The sequence below is a fragment of the Paraburkholderia sp. GAS206C genome, from assembly GCF_050435645.1.
Classification (GTDB): Bacteria; Pseudomonadota; Gammaproteobacteria; order Burkholderiales; family Burkholderiaceae; genus Paraburkholderia; species Paraburkholderia phenazinium_B.
The window spans coordinates 536,467-561,165 of the sequence record NZ_JBNDKR010000001.1; the positions used below are offsets into that span (position 1 = coordinate 536,467).

Annotated in this window: 26 protein-coding genes; 16 read left to right on the forward strand and 10 right to left on the reverse strand. The window is 62.6% G+C overall.

Translation table 11 applies throughout. The features are described 5' to 3' along the window. Nucleotides 1–112 precede the first annotated feature (112 nt). From denD to P3T20_RS02520, 6 genes are all read right to left on the reverse strand, one after another. A complete protein-coding gene (denD, locus tag P3T20_RS02495) occupies nt 113–1,093 on the reverse strand; it encodes a D-erythronate dehydrogenase (protein WP_074269066.1) in 981 nt (326 codons plus the stop codon). Beyond that, on the reverse strand, nt 1,090–1,881 hold the full coding sequence (gene otnI / locus P3T20_RS02500) for a 2-oxo-tetronate isomerase (RefSeq protein WP_429285951.1): 792 nt from the start codon (nt 1,879–1,881) through the stop codon (nt 1,090–1,092). The genes denD and otnI overlap by 4 nt, the downstream gene beginning before the upstream one ends. Before the next feature lie 108 nt (nt 1,882–1,989). Further along, nucleotides 1,990–2,646 carry an aldolase gene (locus P3T20_RS02505; RefSeq protein WP_429285952.1) on the reverse strand — a complete coding sequence of 219 codons (657 nt, stop codon included), beginning with the start codon at nt 2,644–2,646 and terminating at the stop codon, nt 1,990–1,992. Further along, entirely contained in the window at nt 2,643–3,968 is a 1,326-nt protein-coding gene (gene otnK, locus P3T20_RS02510) for a 3-oxo-tetronate kinase (protein WP_429285953.1), read from the reverse strand. Before otnK ends, P3T20_RS02505 begins: the two co-directional genes overlap by 4 nt. A 13-nt stretch (nt 3,969–3,981) precedes the next feature. Then, complete coding sequence (gene ltnD, locus P3T20_RS02515) at nt 3,982–4,875, reverse strand: L-threonate dehydrogenase (protein WP_429285954.1); 894 nt, start codon at nt 4,873–4,875, stop codon at nt 3,982–3,984. Between the two features lie 101 nt (nt 4,876–4,976). Next, on the reverse strand, nt 4,977–5,681 hold the full coding sequence (locus tag P3T20_RS02520; RefSeq protein WP_074269071.1) for a FadR/GntR family transcriptional regulator: 705 nt from the start codon (nt 5,679–5,681) through the stop codon (nt 4,977–4,979). A gap of 309 nt (nt 5,682–5,990) precedes the next feature. On the opposite strand from P3T20_RS02520, the gene P3T20_RS02525 reads away from it, so the two are divergent. Further along, entirely contained in the window at nt 5,991–6,824 is an 834-nt protein-coding gene (locus P3T20_RS02525; protein ID WP_074269072.1) for an IclR family transcriptional regulator, read from the forward strand. A gap of 110 nt (nt 6,825–6,934) precedes the next feature. Here P3T20_RS02525 and P3T20_RS02530 read toward each other — a convergent pair whose 3' ends face one another. The 4 genes from P3T20_RS02530 to phnF all read right to left on the reverse strand — a co-directional run bounded on the left by P3T20_RS02530 (nt 6,935) and on the right by phnF (nt 10,276). Further along, nucleotides 6,935–8,137: a M20 aminoacylase family protein gene (locus P3T20_RS02530; protein WP_429285955.1), complete on the reverse strand. Its 1,203-nt coding sequence runs from the start codon at nt 8,135–8,137 to the stop codon at nt 6,935–6,937. Between the two features lie 77 nt (nt 8,138–8,214). Beyond that, complete coding sequence (gene phnN, locus P3T20_RS02535) at nt 8,215–8,772, reverse strand: phosphonate metabolism protein/1,5-bisphosphokinase (PRPP-forming) PhnN (protein WP_429285956.1); 558 nt, start codon at nt 8,770–8,772, stop codon at nt 8,215–8,217. After that, the gene (locus P3T20_RS02540) at nt 8,769–9,521 is read right to left on the reverse strand and encodes a DUF1045 domain-containing protein (RefSeq protein ID WP_429285957.1); all 753 of its coding nucleotides are present in this window, start codon (nt 9,519–9,521) and stop codon (nt 8,769–8,771) included. The genes phnN and P3T20_RS02540 overlap by 4 nt, the downstream gene beginning before the upstream one ends. Further along, nucleotides 9,518–10,276, reverse strand: coding sequence for a phosphonate metabolism transcriptional regulator PhnF (phnF, locus tag P3T20_RS02545; RefSeq protein ID WP_074269076.1), 759 nt, complete (start codon nt 10,274–10,276; stop codon nt 9,518–9,520). Before phnF ends, P3T20_RS02540 begins: the two co-directional genes overlap by 4 nt. A gap of 178 nt (nt 10,277–10,454) precedes the next feature. Between phnF and phnG the strand changes: the two genes are divergently transcribed. From phnG to P3T20_RS02620, 15 genes are all read left to right on the forward strand, one after another. Beyond that, nucleotides 10,455–10,937 carry a phosphonate C-P lyase system protein PhnG gene (phnG, locus tag P3T20_RS02550; RefSeq protein WP_429285958.1) on the forward strand — a complete coding sequence of 161 codons (483 nt, stop codon included), beginning with the start codon at nt 10,455–10,457 and terminating at the stop codon, nt 10,935–10,937. 23 nt (nt 10,938–10,960) lie between these two features. Further along, complete coding sequence (gene phnH / locus P3T20_RS02555) at nt 10,961–11,587, forward strand: phosphonate C-P lyase system protein PhnH (RefSeq protein WP_429286186.1); 627 nt, start codon at nt 10,961–10,963, stop codon at nt 11,585–11,587. Then, nucleotides 11,587–12,828, forward strand: coding sequence for a carbon-phosphorus lyase complex subunit PhnI (locus tag P3T20_RS02560; protein WP_429285959.1), 1,242 nt, complete (start codon nt 11,587–11,589; stop codon nt 12,826–12,828). Before phnH ends, P3T20_RS02560 begins: the two co-directional genes overlap by 1 nt. Further along, complete coding sequence (locus P3T20_RS02565; RefSeq protein WP_429285960.1) at nt 12,825–13,772, forward strand: alpha-D-ribose 1-methylphosphonate 5-phosphate C-P-lyase PhnJ; 948 nt, start codon at nt 12,825–12,827, stop codon at nt 13,770–13,772. The genes P3T20_RS02560 and P3T20_RS02565 overlap by 4 nt, the downstream gene beginning before the upstream one ends. Beyond that, entirely contained in the window at nt 13,769–14,551 is a 783-nt protein-coding gene (phnK, locus tag P3T20_RS02570; RefSeq protein WP_074269079.1) for a phosphonate C-P lyase system protein PhnK, read from the forward strand. Before P3T20_RS02565 ends, phnK begins: the two co-directional genes overlap by 4 nt. Nucleotides 14,552–14,559: 8 nt before the next feature. Next, nucleotides 14,560–15,327, forward strand: a complete 768-nt coding sequence (phnL, locus tag P3T20_RS02575) for a phosphonate C-P lyase system protein PhnL (RefSeq protein WP_429285961.1) — start codon at nt 14,560–14,562, stop codon at nt 15,325–15,327. Nucleotides 15,328–15,363: 36 nt separating this feature from the next. Beyond that, nucleotides 15,364–16,497, forward strand: a complete 1,134-nt coding sequence (locus P3T20_RS02580; RefSeq protein ID WP_429285962.1) for an alpha-D-ribose 1-methylphosphonate 5-triphosphate diphosphatase — start codon at nt 15,364–15,366, stop codon at nt 16,495–16,497. 835 nt (nt 16,498–17,332) lie between these two features. Then, on the forward strand, nt 17,333–18,115 hold the full coding sequence (locus tag P3T20_RS02585) for an ABC transporter substrate-binding protein (RefSeq protein ID WP_074269082.1): 783 nt from the start codon (nt 17,333–17,335) through the stop codon (nt 18,113–18,115). A 271-nt stretch (nt 18,116–18,386) separates the two neighbouring features. Next, complete coding sequence (locus P3T20_RS02590; RefSeq protein ID WP_429285963.1) at nt 18,387–19,502, forward strand: succinylglutamate desuccinylase/aspartoacylase family protein; 1,116 nt, start codon at nt 18,387–18,389, stop codon at nt 19,500–19,502. A gap of 386 nt (nt 19,503–19,888) precedes the next feature. Continuing rightward, nucleotides 19,889–21,040, forward strand: a complete 1,152-nt coding sequence (locus P3T20_RS02595) for a porin (RefSeq protein WP_074269084.1) — start codon at nt 19,889–19,891, stop codon at nt 21,038–21,040. A gap of 199 nt (nt 21,041–21,239) precedes the next feature. Continuing rightward, nucleotides 21,240–21,635, forward strand: coding sequence for a DUF6232 family protein (locus P3T20_RS02600; protein WP_074269085.1), 396 nt, complete (start codon nt 21,240–21,242; stop codon nt 21,633–21,635). 347 nt (nt 21,636–21,982) lie between these two features. Beyond that, complete coding sequence (locus P3T20_RS02605) at nt 21,983–22,189, forward strand: hypothetical protein (protein WP_429285964.1); 207 nt, start codon at nt 21,983–21,985, stop codon at nt 22,187–22,189. Between the two features lie 220 nt (nt 22,190–22,409). Beyond that, on the forward strand, nt 22,410–23,495 hold the full coding sequence (locus P3T20_RS02610) for a hypothetical protein (protein WP_429285965.1): 1,086 nt from the start codon (nt 22,410–22,412) through the stop codon (nt 23,493–23,495). A 233-nt stretch (nt 23,496–23,728) separates the two neighbouring features. After that, nucleotides 23,729–24,181 carry a helix-turn-helix domain-containing protein gene (locus tag P3T20_RS02615; RefSeq protein ID WP_429285966.1) on the forward strand — a complete coding sequence of 151 codons (453 nt, stop codon included), beginning with the start codon at nt 23,729–23,731 and terminating at the stop codon, nt 24,179–24,181. A 37-nt stretch (nt 24,182–24,218) separates the two neighbouring features. Next, complete coding sequence (locus P3T20_RS02620; protein ID WP_429285967.1) at nt 24,219–24,662, forward strand: hypothetical protein; 444 nt, start codon at nt 24,219–24,221, stop codon at nt 24,660–24,662. The last annotated feature ends 37 nt before the right edge of the window (nt 24,663–24,699 follow it).

The window sequence follows — 24,699 nt, forward strand, 5'->3', positions numbered from 1 at the left end:
ATCGCATATCGAACATTCAGTCCTGATGATAGGCGTGGTGCGGAAACCGTGTCAAGTGCGGCTGGTTTGCCAACGGGAGACAAACATCGGAAGAATCAGGCTTTGTCGCCTGTCAACGAGGCTGAATGTGCTCATCCTCGATGTAGCTGCGGATCACATCTGCAAAGCTCGACTCGCCTTTCAGGCCGAGCTGCTCCGCACGCGCGGTGTCCCACCGGCCTGGCCAACTGCCGACAATCTTCTCGATGCGTGGGTCCGTCTGCCATTCGATGCGCTTGACCACCTCATCACCTGCGACTTCGCGCAGCGCGGCGACCATCTCATCGACACTGACCGAAATACCCGGCAAATTCACCGTACGAAGGTTGCCGAGCGCGGCGGCGTCGATTTCGAGCCCCGCGATCAGACAGGCAATCGCTTTGCGCGGCGAAAGCAACCACAGGCGCGTGCCGCCGGCCACCGGGCAGATCGCCGCCTCGCCGTTCAACGGCTCGCGAATGATGCCGCTCGCAAACGACGACGCCGCAGCATTCGGCTTGCCGGGGCGCACGCTGATGGTCGGCAGGCGCAACACCCGACCGTCGACGAAGCCACGCCGCGTGTAATCGTTCAGCAGCAACTCGGCAATCGCTTTCTGCGCGCCATACGAGGACTGCGGATTCAACGCCGTATCGTTGCGCACGACGTCCGGCATATCGCCACCGTACACGGCGACCGAACTCGTGAACACGACGCGCGGCCGATGCCCGCGCAACCGGCAAGTTTCCAGCAGCAGACGCGAGGCATCGAGATTGATGCGCATGCCGAGATCGAAATCCGCCTCGGCCTGCCCACTGACAATCGCGGCCAGATGGAAGATGGCTGAAGTCTGCTCGTCGATCACGCGCTCAAGCACGTCGGACTCGGCGATATCGCCCACTTCGGCGCGCACCCGGCTGTCGCTGAATCCGCTAGCGGCGACGACGTCGAGCAGCACGAGTTCGGTAATCGGTTGCGGCTGGCCGTCCGGTCCCTTCAGTTCGCCGCGCGCCAACAGTTCGCGTGCGAGACGTTGACCGAGAAACCCCGCGCCGCCGGTGATCAGTACTTTCATGATGTCTGCCGTCCCTGATAGTTCCTGAGCCACCCCAGGCCTTCCGACGTCCCTGCCCGCGGCCGATATTCGCAACCGACCCAGCCGTCGTAGCCGAGCTTGTCGATCAGATCGAACAGATACGGATAATTCAGTTCGCCGATATCCGGCTCGTGCCGCTCAGGCACACCGGCAATCTGGATATGCCCGATGCCGGCCATATCGCGTTTCAGCTTGAATGCAAGGTCGCCCTCGACGATCTGGCAGTGATAGCAGTCGAACTGCACCTTCAGGTTGGGCGCGCCCACTTCCGCGCAGACCGATTGTGCGTCGTCCTGACGATTGAGAAAGAAGCCAGGGATATCGCGCGTATTGATCGGCTCGATCACGATCGTGATCCCATCGGCCTGCGCAGTCCTGGCGGCATACGCCAGGTTCTGCAGATACACCTCGCGATGCCGTTCGCGCGATTGATCCGCCCCAATCAGGCCGGCCATCACATGCAGCGAGCGATTGCCGAGCTGGCGGGTGTAGTCGAGCGCGGTATCGAAGCTGCGGCGAAACTCTTCTTCGCGGCCCGGCAGCGATGCAATCCCACGCTCGCCGCCCGCCCAGTCGCCCGGCGGCGCGTTGAAGAGCGCTTGAGTCAGGCCGTGATCGGCGAGGCGTTGCTTGAGTTCCTCGGCCGGAAAATCGTAGGGAAACAGAAACTCCACGGCCTTGAAGCCGTCTTGCGCCGCGGCGGCAAAACGGTCGAGAAAACCGTGCTCGGTGTACATCATGGTCAGGTTGGCAGCGAAGCGAGGCATTGCAGCAACTCCTTTTCTGGGGAACAGCGAAGCGCTCCACGCGCTTCGCTGATAGGTAAATATTTTGCGCGGCGCACCGAACCCGGCGTGCACGACGCGCGCTGAGCGCTACCAGCGCGCGCCGAATACGCTACGCAACTCTTCAAGCGCTGCGTCATCGAGCGGTGCCGGGCGCGGGTTAGTCATCAGCCATAGTCGCGCCGTCTCCTCGAACTCTTCCAGCGCATAGGACGCCTGCGCCACCGAGCGCTCCCACACCACCGGCCCGAGCCGCTCCAGCAGCACACCGCGTACCGTGCCGGCGAGCGCTGCAATCTGCTTGGCCACCTGCGGGTCACCCGGACGGCGGTAGCGGATCAGCGGGATGTGGCCGACTTTCATGACGTAGTACGGCGTGATCGGCGGCAGGACGTCGGCTTCGCTCCACACCCCCGCCAGCGTCAAAGCCACCAGGCGCGTCGAATGTGTATGGATAACGCCGCGTGTTTCCGCATTGCTGGCATAGATGCCGCGGTGCAAGGCCAGCGTCTTCGAAGGTCTGCCGCCCGAAACCGCATTGCCCGCCAGGTCGACCTTGGCAATCTCCGCAGGATCGAGCCGGCCGAGGCAGGCATCGGTCGGCGTGATCAGCCAGCCGTCGTCGAGACGCGCGCTGATATTGCCGGCGGTGCCCACGGTATAGCCGCGCTGATACAGGCTTGCGCCGGTGGCGCAGATTTCCTCGCGGACCTTCGATTCTTCACCGCTATGGATTCCTAACGTCATGACGCCGCCCCGTCGAGATGACGCAAGGCCTTGGCAAAGAAATCGGTAGCGCCGAAGTTACCGGACTTGAGTGCGAGTGCCAGCGGCACATCGCCCGTGGTCGCGGTGGCCGGTACGCCTGGATCGATCTGCGCGCCGATGCGCAGCGTGTGCACGTCGAGTGCCTGAACCACGGCCCCCGAAGTTTCACCACCCGCCACCACAAACTTGCGCACGCCTAGTTCATGCAAACCGCGCGCGATCGACGCCAAGGTACTTTCAACCAGGTGTCCGGCCTGCTCGACACCGAGTTCGCGCTGCACAGCCTTCACTTCATCGGGCGTCGCAGTCGCGTAGATCAGTACCGGTTGCTTTTCCGCGAAATGCTGGCGCGCAAACGAAAGCGCCTGTTCGACCACCGGCTCGCCGCGCGCAGCCGCCAGCGGATCGATCCGAAAGGCCGGACGGCTTTCGCGCCAGGCCGCTACTTGCGCGTTGGTCGCCTTCGAAGCGCTACCCGCCAGCACCACCGAGAGACCCTCGATTGAAGGCAACTGTCCTGCGTCTGCGGTCTTTGAAAGCAAACCAGCGCGGCGGAAATTTGCCGGCAACCCGATTGCAATGCCAGAACCGCCCGTGATCAGCTTGAGATCGGCGCACGCTTCGCCGAGTGTATGCAGATCTGCATCGGAGAGCGCATCGGTAATCGCCATGCGCACGCCGTCCCGCTTTAATGCGTTAAACGATTCGCGTACCGCCGCAACACCCTGCGCCACACTGTCGTAGCGAACGAGGCCAACTTTCGACTCCGTCTGCCGCCGCAGGACGCGCACCAGATTCGCATCGGTCATGGGCGTGAGCGGGTGGTTCTCCATGCCGGATTCGTTGAGCAACACGTCGCCGACGAAGAGATGACCGCGGAAAATCGTGCGGCCGTTCTCCGGAAACGCCGGACAGGCGATCGTGAAAGCGTCAGCGGCGCCGTGCGATTGCCCGGCAGGGCCGGATAAGGCATCAAGTAACGCATCGGCCACCGGACCGATATTGCCCGCATCGGTCGAATCGAATGTCGAGCAGTACTTGAAGAAAAATTGCCGGCAACCTTGCGCGCGCAACCACTCGAGCGCGGCGAGCGATTGCGCGACCGCGTCGGCGGCTGGGATCGTGCGGGACTTTAGCGCCACCACCAATGCATCGGCTTCCACCGGTTCATCGGAGTTCGGCACGCCGATACTCTGAACCGTGCGCATGCCGCCGCGCACCAGCATGTTGGCGAGATCTGTGGCGCCGGTGAAATCGTCGGCGATGCAGCCGAGTAGCGGCTGCGAAGATAAAGTCGTCATGACAGCGCTCCTGCTACGACTTCGCCGCCGGCACGTCGATGCCGGGGAAAATCTTGATCACCGCCGAGTCGTCCTCGCCGCCGTGCCCCGCCGACGAAGCCATCATGAACATCTGATGTGCCGCAGCCGAGAGCGGCAGCGGAAATTTCGAACGGCGCGCGGTATCCAGCACGAGACCGAGATCCTTGACGAAAATATCGACCGCGGAGAGCGGCGTGTAATCGCCCTTGAGGATGTGCGGCACGCGGTTTTCGAACATCCACGAATTGCCGGCGCTATGCGTAATCACGTCGTACAGCGAGTCGGCGTCGACGCCTTCGCGCAAGCCGAGCGCCATCGCTTCCGCGGCGGCAGCAATATGCACCCCCGCGAGCAACTGGTTGATGATCTTCACTTTCGAGCCAAGCCCATGCACGGAACCCAGCCGGTAAACCTTGCCGGCCATCCCCGTTAGCACGTCTTCGCAGGCGGCGTAGGCCGCAGCAGGTCCCGAAGTCATCATCGTCATCTCACCGGACGCGGCTCGCGCTGCGCCGCCCGAGACGGGCGCGTCGAGCATCTGCAGACCGGCGGCCTCGACGCGCTTGCCGAGGTCAAGGGCGAAGTCAGGGGAAACCGTTGCGCTCGCAATTACTACGCTGCCAGGCTTCATGCTGGCCACCGCGCCGCGCTCACCGAACAACACTGCGTCGGTTTGCGCCGCGTTGACCACCAGCGTGATCACCACCTCGCACTGCGCCCCCAGTTCAGCAGGGTTTGCACAGGCCACGCCGCCGTCCGCAGCGAAACTCTCAAGCACGGCACTGCGCAGATCGCACGCGTGCACCCGAAAACCTGCCCGCAGCAACGAGCGGGCGACGCCCAATCCCATTGCACCGAGGCCGATGACTCCAACGTTTCTGGACATGCTCTACTCCGAGTGAAATTCGTATGGTTCGACGTGGCCGCGCCAACGGCATGTACCGCTGCGCGCTCGCGTCTCGAGCATCAATGCTCAAGGCTCAAGGCTCAGCAAATGCCAGCCTCTGCCAGACGGCGGGCTGCGTTGTACATATGCGTGCGGGCAGCGTTGCGCGCTTCCATCGGATCGCCTGCGCGAATCGCGGCGACAATCGCCGCGTGTTCATCGCGCACCTGGCGCGAAAAGTCTTCGCGCAACGACTCGTTGCGGCGCGTGACGACGGTCCCAGCTTCCAGGTATTGATTCAGAAACGCGAGCGTCTTGAGGAAATAGGGATTTCCGGTGGCCACGGCGATTGCGCGATGAAAGGCCACGTCCTCGGCAACGCCGTCCTGGCCCTCGGCCGCCGCCTCATCGATCTTCGCCAGCGCGGCGTCAATCGACATCATGTCGGCGTCGCTGCGTCGCATCGCGGCTTCGGAGGCGACCTCGGCTTCGATCGCCCGGCGCAACGCGAGAATCTGCAACACCGAGCCGGTCTCGACCGCTTCCGCGTAGTCAATGCGCAACGGCCGGATCGCGCCGTGTGCCGCGATGAAGACCCCGCTGCCCTGACGCGGCTCGACCACACCTTCGTTCTTCAGGCGCGAGATCGCTTCGCGAATCACCGTGCGGCTCACACCGAACTGCCCGGCCAGCACGGCTTCCGTTGGAAGCTTGCCGCCGCGCGCGAAGGTGCCTTTATCGATCTGCTTGAGCAGTTGCTGCGCGACCGTGTCGCTGAGGGCACGGGCGGGAATCTTCTCGAACATGCGAGTCCCGATTGATCATGTTATAGGGTCATCATACAAATTTATGCCATCGGCTGCATCCGCGAAAACCCTGGGCGGATCACCCGCCCCGCCCGATAATCCGCCTTGTGCAAATCGCCCGTCGATACGCCGCATTCGGCTCAGCTCCGCCAGGAAACAAAATCGGCGAGGTTGGCGAAACGCAGGGCATAAGCTATCTTCACGGCTTTCTGCGCCTGCGCGCGGCCGGGCAACGCACCGTTGGCCCAACTTCGCTGCGCAGGCCAGCGGCGTGCCCATCCTTTACCCCATGCATTCCTGAAGAGGCCCATGAGCAAAGCCCCCCAAGCGTCTCCTGCCGATCCGTCCAGCGCCCCCGACGCGGCGGACGCTCCGGACAGACCGGGCGATTCCTACGTGCAGTCGTTCGCACGCGGTCTCGCGGTGATTCGCGCCTTCAACGCGGAACGGCCGGAGCAGACGCTAACCGATGTTGCTGCCGCGGCCGGTCTCACCCGAGCAGGAGCACGACGCATTCTGCTGACGCTGCAGACGCTCGGCTATGTCGAAACCGAGGGGCGCCTGTTCCGCCTGACGCCGAAGATTCTCGACCTCGGCTTCGCCTATCTGACGTCGATGCCGTTCTGGAATCTGGCCGAACCGGTGATGGAAGAGCTTTCGGCGCAGGTCCACGAAAGCTGTTCGGCGGCGGTGCTCGATCGCACCGAGATCGTCTATGTGCTGCGCGTGCCCACCCACAAGATCATGACGATCAACCTGTCGATCGGCAGCCGCCTGCCGGCGTATTGCACGTCCATGGGCCGCGTGCTGCTGGCTGCGCTCGACGACCAAGCGCTCGACGCCACGCTCGGCTCCACGCCTTTGTACGCTCACACGGCGCGCACGGTCACCGACAAGGAAGAGTTGAAAAAGATCATCGCCCAGGTGCGCCGTCAGGGGTGGGCGATCGTCGATCAGGAACTGGAAGGCGGCTTGATTTCGTTGTCCGCACCGATCCGCAACCGGCAAGGGCGCGTGATCGCGGCGATGAACATCAGCGGCAATGCACAGCGTAATTCCGCCAAGCAGATGGTGAAGGCTTTTCTGGAGCCGCTGCAGCAGGCGGCGCAAAACGTGTCGGACCTAGTGGCGCGGCGCGGGTAGGTGGTCGCACCCGCTGTGTTCTCACCCGCGCTCGCCTCAGTCCACTACCCTATCCACCGCTCTATCTGCCGCGTCCCGCAGCGTTAAAGTCAGGGTATCCAACGACTCGCTCACTGGCCCAGATAGCGCTCGACGAGCCGCGTCCAGTACGCCGCACCCACTGTCAGGTTGCGGTCGTTGAAATCGTAGTGCGGGTTGTGCACCATACAGCCGTCCTCGCCCACGCCGTTGCCAATGCGCAGAAACGTGCCCGGCCGCTTTTGCAGCATGAACGCAAAGTCTTCGCTGCCCATCAGCATGTCCGTCTGTGCGACCACCTTGTCGTCGCCCACCAGTTCGCGCGCCACTTCAATGGCGAAATCCGTTTCGGTATCCGAATTTACTACCACCGGATAGCCTTCGATGTACTCCACCACCGCCTTCGCGCCATAACTTTCCGCCTGGCTCTCGGCCAGCTCAGTGATGCGCTTTTTCAACAGCGCGCGCACTTCCGGATTAAACGAACGCACGCTCAATTCCAGCCTGGCTGTACTTGAGATCACGTTGTTTGCGGTGCCCGCATGCATCGAGCCAACCGTTACAACGGCGGCCTGTGACGGGTCGACGTTGCGCGCCACGATGGTCTGCAAGGCCATCACGATGCTGGCCGCTACGACCACGGGATCCACCGTCATGTGTGGACGCGCGGCATGCCCGCCAACGCCTTCAATGGTGATGATGGGCTTGTCGCCCGCAGACATGAACGGCCCCTTGCGAAACAGCAATACACCCGGTTCCGCGCCCGGATGGTTGTGCATGCCAAACACCGCATCGCAGGGAAAGCGTTCGAACAGACCGTCTTCGATCATCTTCTTCGCACCGCTGTCGATCCCGCTTTCTTCAGCCGGCTGGAAATATACGTGTACCGTGCCCGAGAACCGCCGCGTCTTCGCGAGATGCTCCGCAGCGCCGAGCAGCATGGTGGTGTGACCGTCATGGCCGCACGCATGCATCTTGCCGTGGTTACCGCTCGCGTACGGCAGGCCGGTCTCTTCGACGATCGGCAGCGCGTCCATATCGGCGCGAATGCCGATGCTGCGCTTGCCGTCGCCCGCCTTGAGCGTGCCGACCACACCCGTGCGCCCCACCCCACGCGTCACCTGCCAGCCCCATTGTTCGAGCTTGCCGGCCACCAGCTCACTCGTCGCGACCTCTTCGTAGGCCAGCTCCGGACGATGATGAATGTGGTGGCGGATTTCCCGCAGGCTCTCGGCAACAGGCGCGAGATGTTCGACTTCAGTGAACTGGCCGGCGGGATGGGATGCTTCGCTCATCGTGGACTCCAAATGGTTTTAGCGCCGCAATCAATACGGCGAACTGACGACGACGATAGTATGCCCTTGCTGGGAAATCAAAGTCCGAAGGCGACAGCGCCGCGTACTACTTCGACGAAGGCGTGGCCGGCGTCTTCGAGCGCGCCGGAGTTGTCGATCGTGGTCATGTGCACGCCATCCGGCAAGGAAAACGGTGCCCGCCGCGCGAGACGTGCCGCGACCTGTTGCGCGCTTTCGCGTGCCCGTGCGCCGAGACGTGCTTCAAGCACGTGAGGCGCAGCGTCGATATGAACCACGTCGACCGATGGATAACGCTCGAGCGTTTGCTGCAGATGCTGGCGCGAACCGTTGATGACCACGGTGCAACCCTGCTCGAGCCACGCGTCGAGCTCGATGCCGATGCCGTAACGCAGCCCATGGCTCGACCATTCGAGCGCAAAAAGACCAAGGGCGGAGCGCACTTCGAACTCCTCCAGGGTCAGCTCGACGTGATCCTCGCCGTTGCCGCTGGCCCGCGTAATGTATCGATGCGCAAACAGGATGGGCTCCCCTACGACACGCTTGCGGGCGAAGCCCAGCAGCGAATCCTTGCCGGCGCCGGACGGGCCCATCACATAGATCAGACGGCCATTCACTGTTGCTCCACTCCCTCAGTCTGAAACGGCAGACGTTGCCATAGCACGAAGGGTTCGCCCGGCGCCGGTTCGACGAACAGCGCCGCACTGTCGACCACCAGCGGACCTAGCGCAGCAATCCTGTCATGCCACCACGCGACGAGCGCCGCGCGTTCGTGCGCGGCTTCGAGCGAACTGGACAACGTCATGTGAAAACGGAACTCGTCGAACACGTATGGATAGCCCCATTCGACGAGCAGATCGCGCTGGCGATCGGTCAGCGGCGTAGCGAGACGGCGCGCCAGGTCCGCAGCGGAAGGCTTGGCGCGCAAACCGTCGAGCGTACGCAGAGCGCTCGAGGCCAACTCGCGCATGCTGGCTTCGCCCATGGGCTCAGCCGGCCGCAGCGCGACAAAATCGCCAAGCGTGGCGGCTTCCACCGGCAAGACAAAGGGCTTTTGCTGTTGCGCCCAACGACGCGCATCGTCAAGTACCCCACGCGGCGTGACACCGTCAGCAAGCCGAAAGGGAGCGACCAGCGTGCCGTGCCAGCCGTAGCGGCGCGGTGCTTTCGTCAGCTCGCTGACGCTGCGCGTGAGCGCCGCCGGTTGCGGCGGCGTGTAAGGAGCACCGCTCTCCACATCGCCGCCGAGCCATTCGGAACCAGCCAGCCACCACGCGGAATCGCGCGACGGCGCGTAATACACCGCGAAACGCGCCTGCCCAGACCATTCGAACGCTTCGTTCGCCTTGCACGCCGCGTCGCTCATACGTCGTTTTCCACCAGCAGTTGCACGCGGTCCGCCGCGAAATGCGTCACGCCATATTTGATCGGCGTACCTTCCACGTCGACGTCGACGTTCTCGACCCACAACACCGGCTGCTGCCGGTTGATATTCAGCCGCCGCGCGACTTCCGGCTCGGGCAGCACGCTGCCGATGCGGCTCCACTTACGCAAATAGTCGGTTACGCCGAACTCGGCCAGCGCCTTCGTGATGCCTCCGGTGCGTTCAAGCACGTCGGGCAGATCCGCGAAACGCGCAGCCGGATACCAGCTGCGTGCGAAGGTCAGCGGCACGCCGTCCGACTCGTGCATCGACTCGATCCGGTAGACCGCCGCGCCGGCGCGCAAGCCGAGCGCCTTGGCGACGTTCGGTTCGGCCTTCGCCCGGGCCGCCGACAACATGGCACCGGCCGCCGCGTGATGCTGCTGGCGCAGGTTCTCGGTGAAGCGTGTACGGCGGCCAATCGTATAGTCGATCGCGCCGGGCTGCACAAACGTGCCGCGCCCCTGCTCCACACTCACGAGGCCGAGCGCCGCCAGCCCAAGCATGGCGCGACGCACCGTGTGACGGTTGACGTCAAAGCGTTTGGCAAGCTCGCCTTCGCTCGGCAGGCGCCCTTCCGCGCCGAAACCACTGGCCGCGATCTCGGCCGCGAGGATCTGCTCGATCTGCCGCCACACGGCAACGCCCGCGCCCCGTTCGAGCTGTTTGCCCGGCGTAGCGGTGTCGTTCGATGTCATGGTGCTGTCATTCCCTTCAGTTCAAATATTCATTGTGACGTGCATTGTAGTGCGCAAGCCGTGATGGAAATATGAAAACACGAGCGTCCTGCAAGCACAACCATCTTACCTCTAAACGTCTAGACGTTTAGACGAATAGATGGTCAAATGTCTACTCGCCGGACCAATAGGAACCTCGATGAGCGCCTTTTCCGCCACGCCCTCCTCCGCCATGCGGCGCGCATGGATGGCCGTGCTTGCCCATACGCCGCGCGCCGAACTTGAAGCCGCACTAAGCCACGCGCTGGACGGCGCGAGTCCGCCGGAATTCGACTGGCTACGGCCGCCCGAAACCGGTCTCGCCATGGTGCGCGGTCGCGTCGGCGGCAGCGGCGACGCCTTCAATCTCGGCGAAGCCACCGTCACCCGCGCCACGCTGCGCTTGCGCAGCCCGGCCGAGCAGGCGCCGGTGGGCGTGGCCTGTCATCTGGGCCGCGACCGGCGTCGCGCCGAACTCGCTGCGCTGGCCGATGCGCTACTGCAATTGCCTGAGCAGCACGCGCGGCTGCATGGCCAACTGATCGAACCGCTCGCCGCGCAGCTCGCCGAAAAGCGCGCGGCACGGCGAGACGAAGCCGCGTCGACACGCGTCGAATTCTTCACCATGGTGCGGGGCGACTGATGGACAACCTGACAAAAAACGCGATGAACTCCTCACAGATTGCCCTCTCCACGCTTGCCCCTGGTTTTGTGGATCCGGTGCACGACACCCAGGCGGTGTTCCGCACGCTGCTCGATGCGCTATCGCGGCCGGGCACGGTAGGTGTCGTAGAGAACGTGCTGCCCGCATCGCAGGCATCCGGCACACACCGCTCGCGCGCCGAACTGGCTGCTTTAGCGGCGCTTCTGACACTGTGCGATTACTCGACACCCGTATGGCTCGCGCAACCGGACGCCGCGCTGGCCTCGGCATTGCGCTTTCATACCGGCGCACCGCTCGTCGACGATGTGCACGACGCTGCGTTTGCGTATATCCATGACGCCGCGCTGTTGCCGGAACTCGAACACTTCTCGCTCGGTGCGGCGGAAACGCCGGAGCAATCGGTGACCTTGCTGATCCGCGTCGATGCGCTGACCGGTGGACCCAGCGTCGTGCTGAGCGGCCCTGGCATCGAACGCACGGCCACCATCTCGCCGCTCGGGCTGCCCGAACATTTCTGGCGCGAGCGCGCCAGCCTCGCGCCGCTGTTTCCGTGCGGCATCGATTGCTACCTCGTCTGCGGCAACACGCTGATCGGTCTGCCGCGCACAACTCATGCAAAGGTGAACTGATGTACGTTGCCGTCAAAGGTGGAGAACGCGCGATCGAAGCATCGTGGCGTCTGCTCGACAAGTCGCGCCGCGGCGATACGCGGCTCGCCGAATTGGGCGTCGGGCAGATCCGCGAACAGTTGCGGCTCTCGGTGGCCCGTGTGATGACCGAAGGTTCGGTGTACGACGAAGATCTCGCGGCACTCGCCATCAAGCAGGCCGCCGGCGATCTCGTCGAAGCGATCTTTCTGCTGCGAGCGTATCGCACGACGTTGCCGCGCTTCGGATATACGCAGCCGCTCGACAGCGAAGCGATGGTGGTCGAGCGCCGCATTTCGGCGACCTTCAAGGATCTGCCGGGTGGGCAGTTGCTCGGCGCTACTTACGATTACACGCAGCGTTTGCTCGATTTCTCGTTGATGGCTGACGAACAGGCAAACGGTGGGAATACTGATAACGCTTCACACAGCGCTGCTGCTACGGCCGCCGCTCAGCGTGCAGCGCTCGGCGACACCGGGCCCGAATCGATGCCCCGGGTCGTCTCCCTGCTCAACAAGGAAGGCCTGATCGAACAGGAAAGGCCTGCGCCCGGCTCAGCGGAGCCCGGTGATCTGACACGTGAGCCGCTCTCGTTTCCGGCAGACCGTGCAACACGTTTGCAGAATCTCGCGCGCGGCGACGAAGGCTTCCTGCTGGCTATGGGTTATGCGACGCAGCGCGGTTACGCAAACTCGCATCCGTTCGCGGGCGAAATCCGTTTCGGCTCGATCAGCGTCGAGATGGAACTCGATGAACTGGGCGAAGCCGTCGAGATTGGTGAGATCGACATTACCGAATGTCAGATGATCAACCAGTTCGCCGGCAGCCTCGAGGTTCCGCCCACCTTCACGCAGGGCTACGGTCTCGCCTTCGGTCACTCGGAGCGCAAGGCGATGGCCATGGCGCTGGTGGACCGTGCGTTGCGTGCCGAAGAGCTGGGCGAAACGCTCGCATCGCCGACCCAGGATATCGAATTCATGCTGTCGCATAGCGATAACGTCGAAGCCTCCGGCTTCGTCCAGCATCTGAAGCTGCCTCACTACGTCGACTTCCAGGCCGAACTCGAACTCGTGCGCCGTTTGCGTGCGCAACATGCGGCACAAGTTGCGGAAGCGGAACCGGCTACAGAAGCGACGCAGGCGAAATCGGCAGCAGAACCCGCAGAAACGCCGCAGACGCTGCAACCCGCTAACGGCCACGATCATCAGGAGCAAGCCGCATGAACGCGCCCGATCCACAACTTGCCGGCGGCGCGCCATACGACCGCGCGGCCGAAGGCTACAACTTCGCCTATCTCGACGAGCAGACCAAGCGGATGATCCGCCGCTCGCTCCTGAAGGCCGTCGCAGTACCTGGCTATCAGGTGCCGTTCGCTTCGCGCGAAATGCCGTTGCCTTTTGGTTGGGGCACGGGCGGGATTCAGGTGACCGCTGCGATCATTGGCCGCGACGACACGCTCAAGGTGATCGACCAGGGTTCCGACGAGACCACCAACGCGGTCAATATTCGCCGCTTTTTTGCGCGCACCACCGGTGTAAAGACCACACGCCGCACGTCGGAAGCGACGATTGTGCAGACCCGTCACCGCATTCCCGAAACGCCGCTGACCGACAAGCAGATTCTCGTCTATCAGGTGCCGATGCCCGAGCCGTTGTACCGGCTTGAGCCGCGCACCGCCGAAACCAAGAAGCTGCATGCGCTGGCCGACTACGGTCTGATCAGCGTGAAGCTGTACGAAGACATCGTGCATCACGGTGGGATCGCTACGACGTACGACTATCCGGTGATTGTCAACGAGCGCTATCTGACGTCGCCCTCGCCGATCCCGAAGTTCGACAATCCGAAGATGCACATGAACGCCGCGCTGCAACTGTTCGGCGCGGGCCGCGAGCGGCGCATCCATGCCATTCCGCCGTACACGCGAGTGCGCAGTCTCGACTTCGATGACCATCCGTTCGAAATCCAGCACTGGGAACATGCGTGCGCGCTGTGCGGATCGAGAGAAAGCTTTCTCGACGAGATGATCGTGGACGATCAGGGCACCCGCATGTTCGTGTGCTCGGATAGCGACTACTGCCACGACCGGCGCGAACAGCAGACTGGCGAGGCGGGCGAAAGCGACGCGCCAGGCGCGCTCGTCAAGCACGCCGAAGGAGAATCCGCATGACCGCACGCCTCACACCGCTGATGAGCGCCCGCGCCATCACCAGGCAATACGGCGGCCGTAACGGCTGCAGGAACGTGAGCTTCGATCTGTATCCGGGCGAGGTGCTGTGTATTGTCGGCGAATCGGGTTCGGGCAAAACGACCTTGCTGAACACGCTGGCGCTGCGAACCGAGGCCGATAGCGGCACGCTGCACTATCACGCCACGCACGGCGAAAAGCTCGACTTGCTGGCCATGTCCGAGCCGCGCCGGCGTTTGCTGATGCGCACCGAATGGGGCTTCGTCCAGCAGAATCCGCGCGATGGCCTGCGCAGCGGCGTATCCGCGGGCGCCAATATAGGCGAGCCGCTGATGGCGGTCGGCGCGCGCCACTACGGGCAGATTCGCGCTACCGCGACGCAATGGATGGAGCGAGTGGAACTCGACGCAACGCGCATCGACGAATTTCCCGCCGCGTTTTCCGGCGGCATGCAGCAGCGTCTGCAGATCGCGCGCAATCTCGTCACCGGGCCGCGCCTCGTGTTCATGGACGAACCCACCGCCGGTCTCGACGTCTCCGTGCAGGCGCGTCTGCTCGACCTGTTGCGCACACTCACCAGCACGCTGCATCTGTCGGTGCTGATCGTCACGCACGATATCGGCGTGGCGCGTCTGCTCGCGCATCGTTTGATGGTCATGCAAGGTGGTGAAGTGGTCGAATCGGGTTTGACCGATCAGGTGCTCGACGATCCGCAACACCCATACACGCAAACGCTGGTTTCTTCCGTCCTGCCGGTTTGAGGTTCACGATGTCATCCATCGAATCACGCGCGTCTGAACGCGCTTTTATCGACAACCCAGCGCTGATGTTGCGCGCCGTCGATATCCGCAAGACCTTCACGCTGCATGCCCAGGGCGGTGTGCAGATCGATGCGCTCGCGGGCGTCTCGCTGGACGTCGAGCAGGGCGAATGCGTCGTGCTGGTCGGGCCGTCTGGCATCGGCAAGAGCACGCTGCTGCGCTGCCTGTATGGCAACTATCTGGCGAGTTCAGGCTCCATTGCGATCCGCTCGGATGCAGACGAGGCGCAGCACGTCGCCCTTACCGGCGCCGAACCGCATGACGTGTTGCGTTTGCGGCGCAACGTGGTCGGCTATGTGAGCCAGTTTCTGCGGGTCATTCCGCGCGTCACCACGCTCACGCTCGTTGCCGAACCGCTGGTGTCGCGAGGCGTGGCGGAAGAAGAAGCGCTCGAGCGAGCCGCCGCGCTGCTGGCGCGTCTGAACGTGCCCGAACGGCTGTGGTCGCTCGCGCCCGCCACGTTTTCCGGCGGTGAGCAGCAACGCGTGAACATTGCGCGCGGGCTGATCGCCGGTCATCCGTTACTGCTGCTCGACGAGCCCACAGCTTCGCTCGATGCCGGGAATCGCGACGTGGTCGCCGATCTGGTCATCGAAGCGCGCGAGCGCGGCGCGGCCATTGTCGGTATCTTTCACGATGAAGACACGCGCGCGAAGGTGGCGACACGCCGCCTCGAACTTCAGCCACCGCTGCGTCATCAAGCGGCGCTACACTGAGCAGTGAAACCAGCAGACTGACTACGGAGCATGTCGATGTTGATCAGGAACGCTCGCATCGTGACGCGAGACGAAGTATTCACCGGCGTGGTGCGCATCGAAGACGGCAAGATCCACGACGTCGAACGCGGCACCACCTCGGCACGCGAAGCAGAAGACTGGGACGGCGATTTCCTGCTGCCGGGTCTGATCGAACTGCATACGGACAATCTCGAGAAACATCTCGTGCCGCGTCCGGGCGTGGAATGGAATACAGATGCGGCCTTCGTGATCCACGATGCACAAGTAGCCGCTGCGGGCATCACCACCGTATTCGACGCGCTCGCCATCGGCACACGCTCGAATGCCGGCATCCGTGGCCGCGATCTGCAAACGAAATGCGCGCGGGCTCTCACGCGCTTCCATGAAAAGAATCTGCTGCGCGCCGAGCACTTTTTGCATCTGCGTTGCGAGATTGCCACCGCCGACGTGGTCGAAGTGTTCGACTCGTTGTGCAAGCATCCATTGCTGCGCCTGGCTTCCGTGATGGATCACACGCCGGGTCAGCGGCAGTGGCACGACCGCGAGCAATGGCGCCGCTTCCAGGAACGCAATGGCAAGCTCACCGACGAGCATGTGACAACCGCGTTGGCCGAACTGGCTGACGAGCAGGAGCGTTATGCGGATGCGCACCGCCGCGAGATCGTCGCGCGCTGCAAAACCCTCGGTGTGCCGGTAGCGAGCCATGACGACACGCTCGTCGAGCACGTCGCACAGGCCGCAGCCGAGGGCATCGTGCTGGCGGAATTCCCAACCACCCGCATCGCCGCCGAAACCGCACGGGAGTACCGTATCTCCACCATCATGGGCGCGCCGAACATCGTGCGTGGCGGTTCGCATTCGGGCAACGTGTCCGCGCTGGAACTCGCCAAGGCTGATCTGCTCGACATCCTGTCGTCCGATTACGTGCCGTCGAGCCTGCTCACTGCCGTCTTCGACCTGGTGGACAAGGCCGGCTGGACGCTGCCGCGCGCCATGGCGACCGTGTCGGCCGAGCCTGCGCGCACGGCGGGGCTGCACGACCGCGGTGCGATCGCGCCGGGTCTACGGGCGGACTTCGTACGGGTGACGATGCTCGATACATTGCCGGTGCCCCGCGCCACCTATCGCGAGGGGGCGCGGATCGTGTAAGGACTGTGGCCAATCCGGCTAACCCCGCGATGAACGATCCAGACTGGATGAACGAGATGCTCCGGACTCCGACACGTTTTGCGACGTTGAACGTGTGGAGCTGTTACCTCCGTGGAGAGCGGTTTGGAACCGCCATGTGGCAACCACGCTACGCACAGGCTCCGGCACCCGTTGCGGCACGGCGAAGTCTGAAGAGGCGGATCGCCCAGTGGCTTAAACGTTGAACATGCCGTATTCAATCCGCCGGCGAGAATGGTGGACAAATCTGTTGGCGCGATCGTCACGCGTGCGGCCCGATGGGCGCGCGCACGCAAACTTGCTCATTTGCGTCACGTATTTGCGTTTTTTAGCCACGTAGGTCACACGCACACGCCCGATTCACTCGAAGCGTCGCTGCCACGCGAGCCGTGGCGAGAAAGCCCGCATGAGCGGCATCAACGCTTGGCAGACATCCGCTCACGCAGCCTGTTCACGGCCCGAATGTCCTTGATTCAATTAGCAAATTCCTGGAATTCGTCGTCCGCGCTTCACGCACTTCATGCATCGCGCATGAGACGCTCCTCGTTCGGGTATGACCGGCGGCTAGTTGAACGTACGTCAATTAGCCCACTTGATTTAACCGCAGTCCGCACGCAAACTCTTCTCGCTCTGTCAAGACGCCATCCGGTGTTTCACTGAGTACGTAAACTTTTTGACCTGATAAGCTTTGCCCGCGCTGCTGGCCGCCTGGGCCGCAGCCGGTCAACCTGCCCGGTCGTGAGTCGCGCCGGGCACTATCTCGCGGCGGCACAACCGTCCGCGGGAGTAACACGAACTACCACCGAGGAGTAAAACAGTGAAAAAACTGCTAGCGGCTTTGACGGTTGCTCTGCTTGCCACCGTCTCGATTGGCGCACATGCGAAAGACTGGACCACCATCCGTTTCGGTGTCGACGCCAGCTATCCCCCGTTTGAATCGAAGGGTTCGGACGGCAAGCTCGTCGGTTTCGACATCGACCTCGGCAATGAAATCTGCAAGCGTCTGAATGCAAAATGCGTATGGGTTGAAAACGACTTCGACGGCATGATCCCGGCGCTGAAGGCGAAGAAGTTCGACGGCGTGCTGTCGTCCATGTCGATGACGCCGCAACGTGCGGAACAGATCGCCTTCTCGTCGAAGCTGTTCAACACGCCGACGCGCCTCGTGACCAAGAAGGGCTCGGGTCTGCAGCCGACGCCGGCATCGCTGGCGGGCAAGTCGGTTGGCGTCGAACAAGGCACGATCCAGGAAACGTACGCGAAGACCTACTGGGAGCCGAAGGGCGCCAAGGTGATCTCGTACCAGAACCAGGATCAGGTCTACACCGACCTGCTGTCGGGCCGTCTGGACGCATCGCTGCAAGACGCGGTCGAAGCGGACATCGGCTTCCTGAAGACCCCGCGTGGCGCAGGCTATGAGTTTGCCGGTAAAGACATCATCGACGAGAAGGTCCTCGGCAATGGTGCAGGCATCGGCATGCGCAAGGAAGACACCGACCTGAAGGCCAAGGTCGACAAGGCGATTGCCGACATCATCAAGGACGGCACGTACAAGAAGCTCGAGAACAAGTACTTCACGTTCGACGTGTACGGCAGCTGATCGCAGCTGGCGCGGCTGGCCGCGCCACCGCGAAGTGGCTCAAACGGGCTCCGCTCCAGGCGGGGCCCGTTTCGTTTGGGGTAGCGTGCAATCACCGCTCGCGCTGGTGGGCTACTCCACATTGCGTTCGCTTATCGGCTAAGATCGAGCGATTACGCTTCGCGGCGCCGGCCATGCCCGACGCATTGCAAGCCGCTGCAAAATTCGATTTTCCAAACTGAAATCAACGACATAGCGCGACTCCCCGCGAGGTCGCCGCGCTTCAGAGACCATGCAAACGCTAACCCATCCGCTGATTTCCCCGACACTCGGCACCGCACGCAACCTGACGAGTTTTCACTACGGTCCCGGCGGCGGGCAAAAAATCTATATCCAGTCTTCGCTGCACGCCGACGAACTGCCCGGCATGCTGGTGTCCTGGGCCCTGCGCCGCAAGCTCGAAGCGCTCGAGGCCGCCGGCAAGATCAAAGGCGAGGTGGTGATCGTGCCGGTGGCAAACCCGATCGGCCTGAACCAGCACTTTCTCGGCCATCACATGGGCCGCTTCGAAGCCACCACCGCGCAGAACTTCAACCGCAACTTTCATGATCTGGCGGCCCTCGTCCTGCCGGTGATCGAAGCGCGCCTGACCGACGACGTCGAGCACAACCGCCAGGCGATCCGCACCGCGACGGGCGAGGCGCTCGACGCAATCAAGCCGGAAACAGAACTGCAATCGCATCGCCTCGCGCTGCAGAAGCTGTCGTACGACGCCGACGTCGTGCTCGACCTGCACTGCGACTGGGAAGCGGCCATGCACATCTACACCAATCCGGACCTGTGGACGGAGGTCGAGCCGCTCGCGCGCTATCTGGAAGCCAAGGCGTCGTTGCTGGCGCTGAATTCGGTCGGCAATCCGTTCGACGAGATCCACAGCTTCTGCTGGTCCGATCTGCGCGGCCGTTACGGCGACCGTTTCCCGATTCCGAACGGCTCGGTATCGGTGACAATCGAACTGCGCGGCCAGCGCAACGTTTCGTATGAGTTCGCCGAGCACGACGCGCAGGCGATCATCGAGTATCTGACGCACCGCGGCGTGATCGACGGTACGGCGGCGCCGATGCCCGCGCTCGAGTTCGCTGCTACGCCGCTCGCCGGCGCTGAACCGATCGTCGCGCCGATCAGCGGCGTACTGGTGTACCGCACTGAAGTCGGCACCTGGGTCGACGTCGGCCATGAGATCGCCGATATTGTCGACCCGCTGACCGATCGCGTCGTGACGCTCAGGAGCAGCGTGGCCGGTGTGATGTACGCGCGGCACCTGTCGCGCTTTGCGACCGCCGGGCTGGAATTCGCCCGTATTGCAGGGGCCAAGGCGTTTCGTTCGGGATCGTTGTTGTCAAACTGACCGTGTGAACTGACCAGCGAGAGAGCGGTGGCATTAGCGATGCCACCGCTGCTTCATTGGCTAACTCAGCCGCCCTGCATAACTTAGTCACCCTAACTATTACCAATCGCGCAGACCGATAATAGAAGAGTCGCGTGGTTCACCAGCCCTCCTCGCCGCCCTCCGCGAAGGCACTCAGGGTATACGCACAAACGACGCCCAAGCGCCGGACTATTTCAAGTTTTGAAATTGAATTGTTGCATTTGTACGACGATTTCAATTATTACATGTCTGTCACAGAGCCTTCACCCCCTTCCCTTACATTTCACGCCATCGCGTGACCGGCCAAAAGAGTCAGGCGCGCGTTCGCTTCTCGCGCGATTGCATCATTTAAACCGGAGAATCTCTTGAACAAGAAAGTCTTAGCCACCGCGATCCTCGCAGCGTTCGCTGGCGCCGCTCACGCACAAAGCAGCGTGACCCTGTACGGCTTGATCGACGCAGGTGTCACCTACGTGAACCATGCAGGCACTGGCGGCAAAAGTCTGTATCAATATGGTGACGGCGTCTCGCAAGGCAGCCGTTGGGGCCTGCGCGGCTCCGAAGATCTGGGCGGTGGTCTGAAGGCCATCTTCCTGTTGGAAAACGGCTTTAATTCGGGCACGGGCGCGCTGGGTCAAGGCGGCGCACTGTTCGGCCGCCAGGCCTACGTCGGCCTGACGAAGGACACCATCGGCTCGCTCACGTTCGGCCGTCAGTACTCGTTCTCCACCGACTATCTGGGCGGCGCGTATGCCAACGGCGGCGAGACCGTCGCAGGCAACTACGGCTACCACATCAACGATATCGATCAGCTCACGTCGAGCCGTATCAACAACTCGGTCAAGTTCACCAGCGCGAACTTCTACGGCCTGACGTTCGGTGCGATGTACGGCTTCTCGAATCAGGCTGGCGCGTTTGAAGGCTCGCCGGGTTCGAGCGGTTCGTCGTCGGCCTACAGCTTCGGCCTGAACTACAACAACGGCCCGTTCGGTATCGGCGCCGCGTACACCGATATCCGCTTCCCGGGTTCGGCAGCACCGTCGTTCTCGACGACGCTCGCCAATGCATCGTCGGTTACGGGTGCGGCAGGCGTTGCGAAGGACCTGGCTACGGCTGGCGTCGGCGCCAAGTACTCGATCGGACCGGCTACGCTGTGGGCATTGTGGACGCACACGAACATCGAGCAGATCGTCGGCCACATGACGACGTTCAATGCGTATGAAGCGGGCGCCAAGTACGCTATCACGCCGGCACTGACGGGCGCGTTGGGCTACACGTACATGCAGGCGAAAGATCTGACCAACGGTCACTGGAACCAGGTCGACGCCAGCGTCGACTATGCACTGAGCAAGCGCACCGACGTGTACCTGCTCGGCGTGTATCAGGACGCCAAGGGCAAGGCCGCAAACGGCGCCGCCCTGCAATCGCAGATCGGCGTGAGCACGAGCAGCTACCTGCCGGTTTCCGGTACGGACTCGCAGCTGGCAGTTCGCGCGGGCATCCGCGTCAAGTTCTAAGCGGAATCTGCGTCCCGGGCGGCAGCACGCCCCCGGGACGTACCGTGAGAACAGCAAACGCCTGAACGAAGGCGCCTGTCATGGGCACTTCGTTCGGGCGTTTGTACGTTTAAGTAACCGTCTGCGTCACCCCGCCCCTTCCTGCTCGCGCCCCGCTTCTGGTACCCTGCGCCCTTTGCTACCGCTTGCATTCAACCTGATGGAAATCCCCTTCAACGACCGTGGCGTCTCGGTCACGCGCAATGCACTCTCCTCCGCCGGGCAGGTTTTCCCGCTGCGCGAGATCCAGAGCGTGCGCGTCGTTACCGTGCAAAAGAACAAGATCCTGCCCGTGGCGATCTCGGTGATCGGCCTGATCGGCGCGATTGCCGGCGGCGTGTTCCGCTCATCTGTCGGCATTGTCTGCGGGATCATGCTGGTGGTGGTGGGCTGGCTCACGTGGATCACCCAGGACGTCACGCATCGTCTGATGGTCCAGACCAGCAGCGGTGAGCGCGAGGCGCTTTCGAGCGTCGATCTCGAGTTCGTCGAACGGGTGGCGCAGACCGTTCGGGAAACGATGGCGGCAGCGCCGGCTCAGGCTCCGAAAGATTGACCTGGCGGCATCAGGTGATAAACGCGGCGGTAGAAGCAGCGGCAAAAAGCGACGACGCTCGCCGTTTGCACCGACCCTCCCCCGTTAACACAAAATTAACCTGAACACGGCGAGCTTTTGCACTCGCTTGAGACTCGCGCGGCTAAAGTGGACTCGTCTCCACAACACGCCGCCGACCTCCGTGGCGGCGCCCCACGATGTTACAGTCCACCGCCACGCCTGCTACGGTCGCCCCGCGAGGTTTGCGCTCACCTGCTTCTTCCGCACCCTCCGCACCAGTCCGTGTACCTCTCGTCACCCTCGATGTGACGGTACCCGGCACCTCTTCGACAACCGGCAGGCGGGCGTTGCAAGCCGCGCTCGGCAAGAATCTGCGGCTCTATGTCGTGACCATCGACAAGCGCAACGAGCGCATCACCTTTCGCGTAGAAGTCATCTCACGCACCCTCGATGAAGTGATCGGCGCATTAGCCCGCGCGCTGGACCGGGCCATCCTCGGCCGCGCGGTGGAAAGCGTGATCCGCCAACCACGTGATTTTTCGCTGGGTCGTTGATCCGGATCAAGCTGTTACATTTTTCTTCATTTCGGTATAGGGAGGCGGGTAGAGTCTGCGGTTCTGTTGATCCCGCGTTCCCTCCCGCAGGCTCCGCAAGCGCCCCATTCCACCGCCCACAAGGCGACGGGCCTTCGCGACAGTTCGTCACTGCGGCTCGCCTCACCGTTTACGATGCACCGCCTCCGTCTGGGACACGCTCTTTTGCAAAGTGTGCCCCATGTCCCTGCTGTCCCGAAATTCCCTGAGCTTCATTCGCAGCCATCTCCTGAGTGCTTTCACAGTCGCGGCGCTTGCTGGCGGCGTCGTTTCGCTGAGTGGTTGCAGCGTCACCTTTCCGGTTCCGACGCCTCCCGCCCCCGCAGCCACGCTAATTAACGGCGGCAATGACGGCGTGCTGATCCCGCTGCATGTCGAACGTGCCGATGAAGGTCACGCGCGGCTCGGCATGCCGGTTCAGCTCGACGGCAAAGCCGTCTACATGGCCTTCGACAGCGGCACCGAGGGCGTGCGCGTGCTCTCCAAGGTGTTGCCGGGAACGAACTATCCGGTCACGGGCGCCACGACGTCCATGACGTTTGCGAATGGCGCCCAGGTTTCCGGACCGTCTGTCAGGCTGCCCGTTAGCGTGATTGGCACCAAACCGGTTGAAGTGAGCGCACAAACTGTCAACGACGTGCGCTGTCAGCGCAACAACAAACACTGCCTCGCCATGGATGGCTACACGGGCGAGTTCGGCTTTGCGTTCTCAGGTGTCTTCGGCGCCGGCGCCGCACAACCGTTCGACGGTTGCTGCACGAATCCGCTGCGGGCATTGCCGGGCAATCTCGGTCAGCGCTATCTGGTGCATGCGAATTTCGACAAACCTTTTGTGATCCTGAGCCCATCGCCGGGCCTCACGCACAATTTCACGATGGTTCCGATGACAGTGTCGCAAGCCGGTGCACTGCAGTGGCCGGCGGGTTGCGTGCAGATCGCCGACAAGATGCGCTTCTGCGCGCCGGTGGTGTTCTCGACCGGCAGTACCGAGATGATTCGCGTAGAGACCGACAAGGCGCCCAACTGGACCGGCGACGGCGAGGAGAATGACGTGCTCGCGCAAGGTAACTACGACGTGGGGCTTGGCGTCGGTTCGTGGGGACATCGCTATGAGAGCGCGCAGATCACGATCGCCAAGACGAAGCCGGGTGCGAACCGGATCGTGGTGGGGCTGACGGCAATGCAGAACATTGACGTGCTGCTTGATTTCCAGCACGGGCAGTTGGGGCTGCATGCGGTGAAGACTTCGGAGACGTTGGCGCCGTGAGGGAAACCGGATCGTGGTGGGGCTGACGGCAATGCAGAACATTGACGTGCTGCTTGATTTCCAGCACGGGCAGTTGGGGCTGCATGCGGTGAAGACTTCGGAGACGTTGGCGCCGTGAGGGAACGTGAATCGCCAGTGTCGCAAGCGTTTTCTGTCTGGATTCTGTAGCGAATGAGTCGGCGACGACCAATTCCACAAATCTCACGAAGAGTTGCGCAGAAGCGCCTACAACTATGAGCCAGATCACCACATCACCCGCCGAATTTGCGACGAGTACGAGTTCATGGGACTCGTTATTCGTCACTAGCGATGCTCAAACGTGTCAGTCGTCCGCCTCGGCATTGGCACTTTGGATCGACGCCCGTGAGGCAGCAGCACGTCCGCGGCGACCCGGCGCAGTCTCTGCCGCGAACATCCTGTCAGCCCGCGAAAAAGCCAATCCCGAGTACGCCTCCCGCTTGTCTGCGGCACGGAAGCGACTGGCCAACGAGTTTTATGGAACACCAACATCGCTTTCGCAGATGCGCCTCAGCAAGGGGCTTTCTCAGGTGGCACTCGCCGAGAAACTCGGCACGAGCCAACCTCACATCGCAAAAATTGAAGCAGGCAAGGTAAAATACAGTTCGCCACCGCCGTGCAGTTGGCCGACGCGTTGGGCATCACACTGGATGAGCTTCGGCCTTTGATCGAGCAGGCAGTCGCTGAATCACTCGCGGAGAAGTAATGACCCGCTATGCCTTTTGTCATTTCTGCGACGACGTACGAGTTGAAATAGGCTTCAAGACTTCAATCATGGGGCTCTACGGTGGGGATCTTTTAGTGCCCGCCAATCCGACGGTCCTACCCAAGCTTTGCATCGTAGCCTTTGCGATCACGGATACCGATCATCCCTTCCACTCTCTGACCGTCCAGATCAGCGAGGGCGACCGTGTCTTGATCGACAACCCGATTCCGTCCGAAACGCTTGCAGGAATTCAGCGCGACATCCAGGCACGAACTGACGCGGAAGACACGACGTCGCGAATTTCGATCGGGACGAATTTGTTCATCAGCCCGTTTGTGGTCGACAGAAACATGACCATCAAAACGATGGTCATCGCGGACGGCGAAGAGATGGTTGCTGGACGCCTGCACGTTAAGTTCGCGTCTGCTACGCGCACACGTTGATCTGCCCTTAGAGACGCGCGGCGCGTCTTTTAACAAC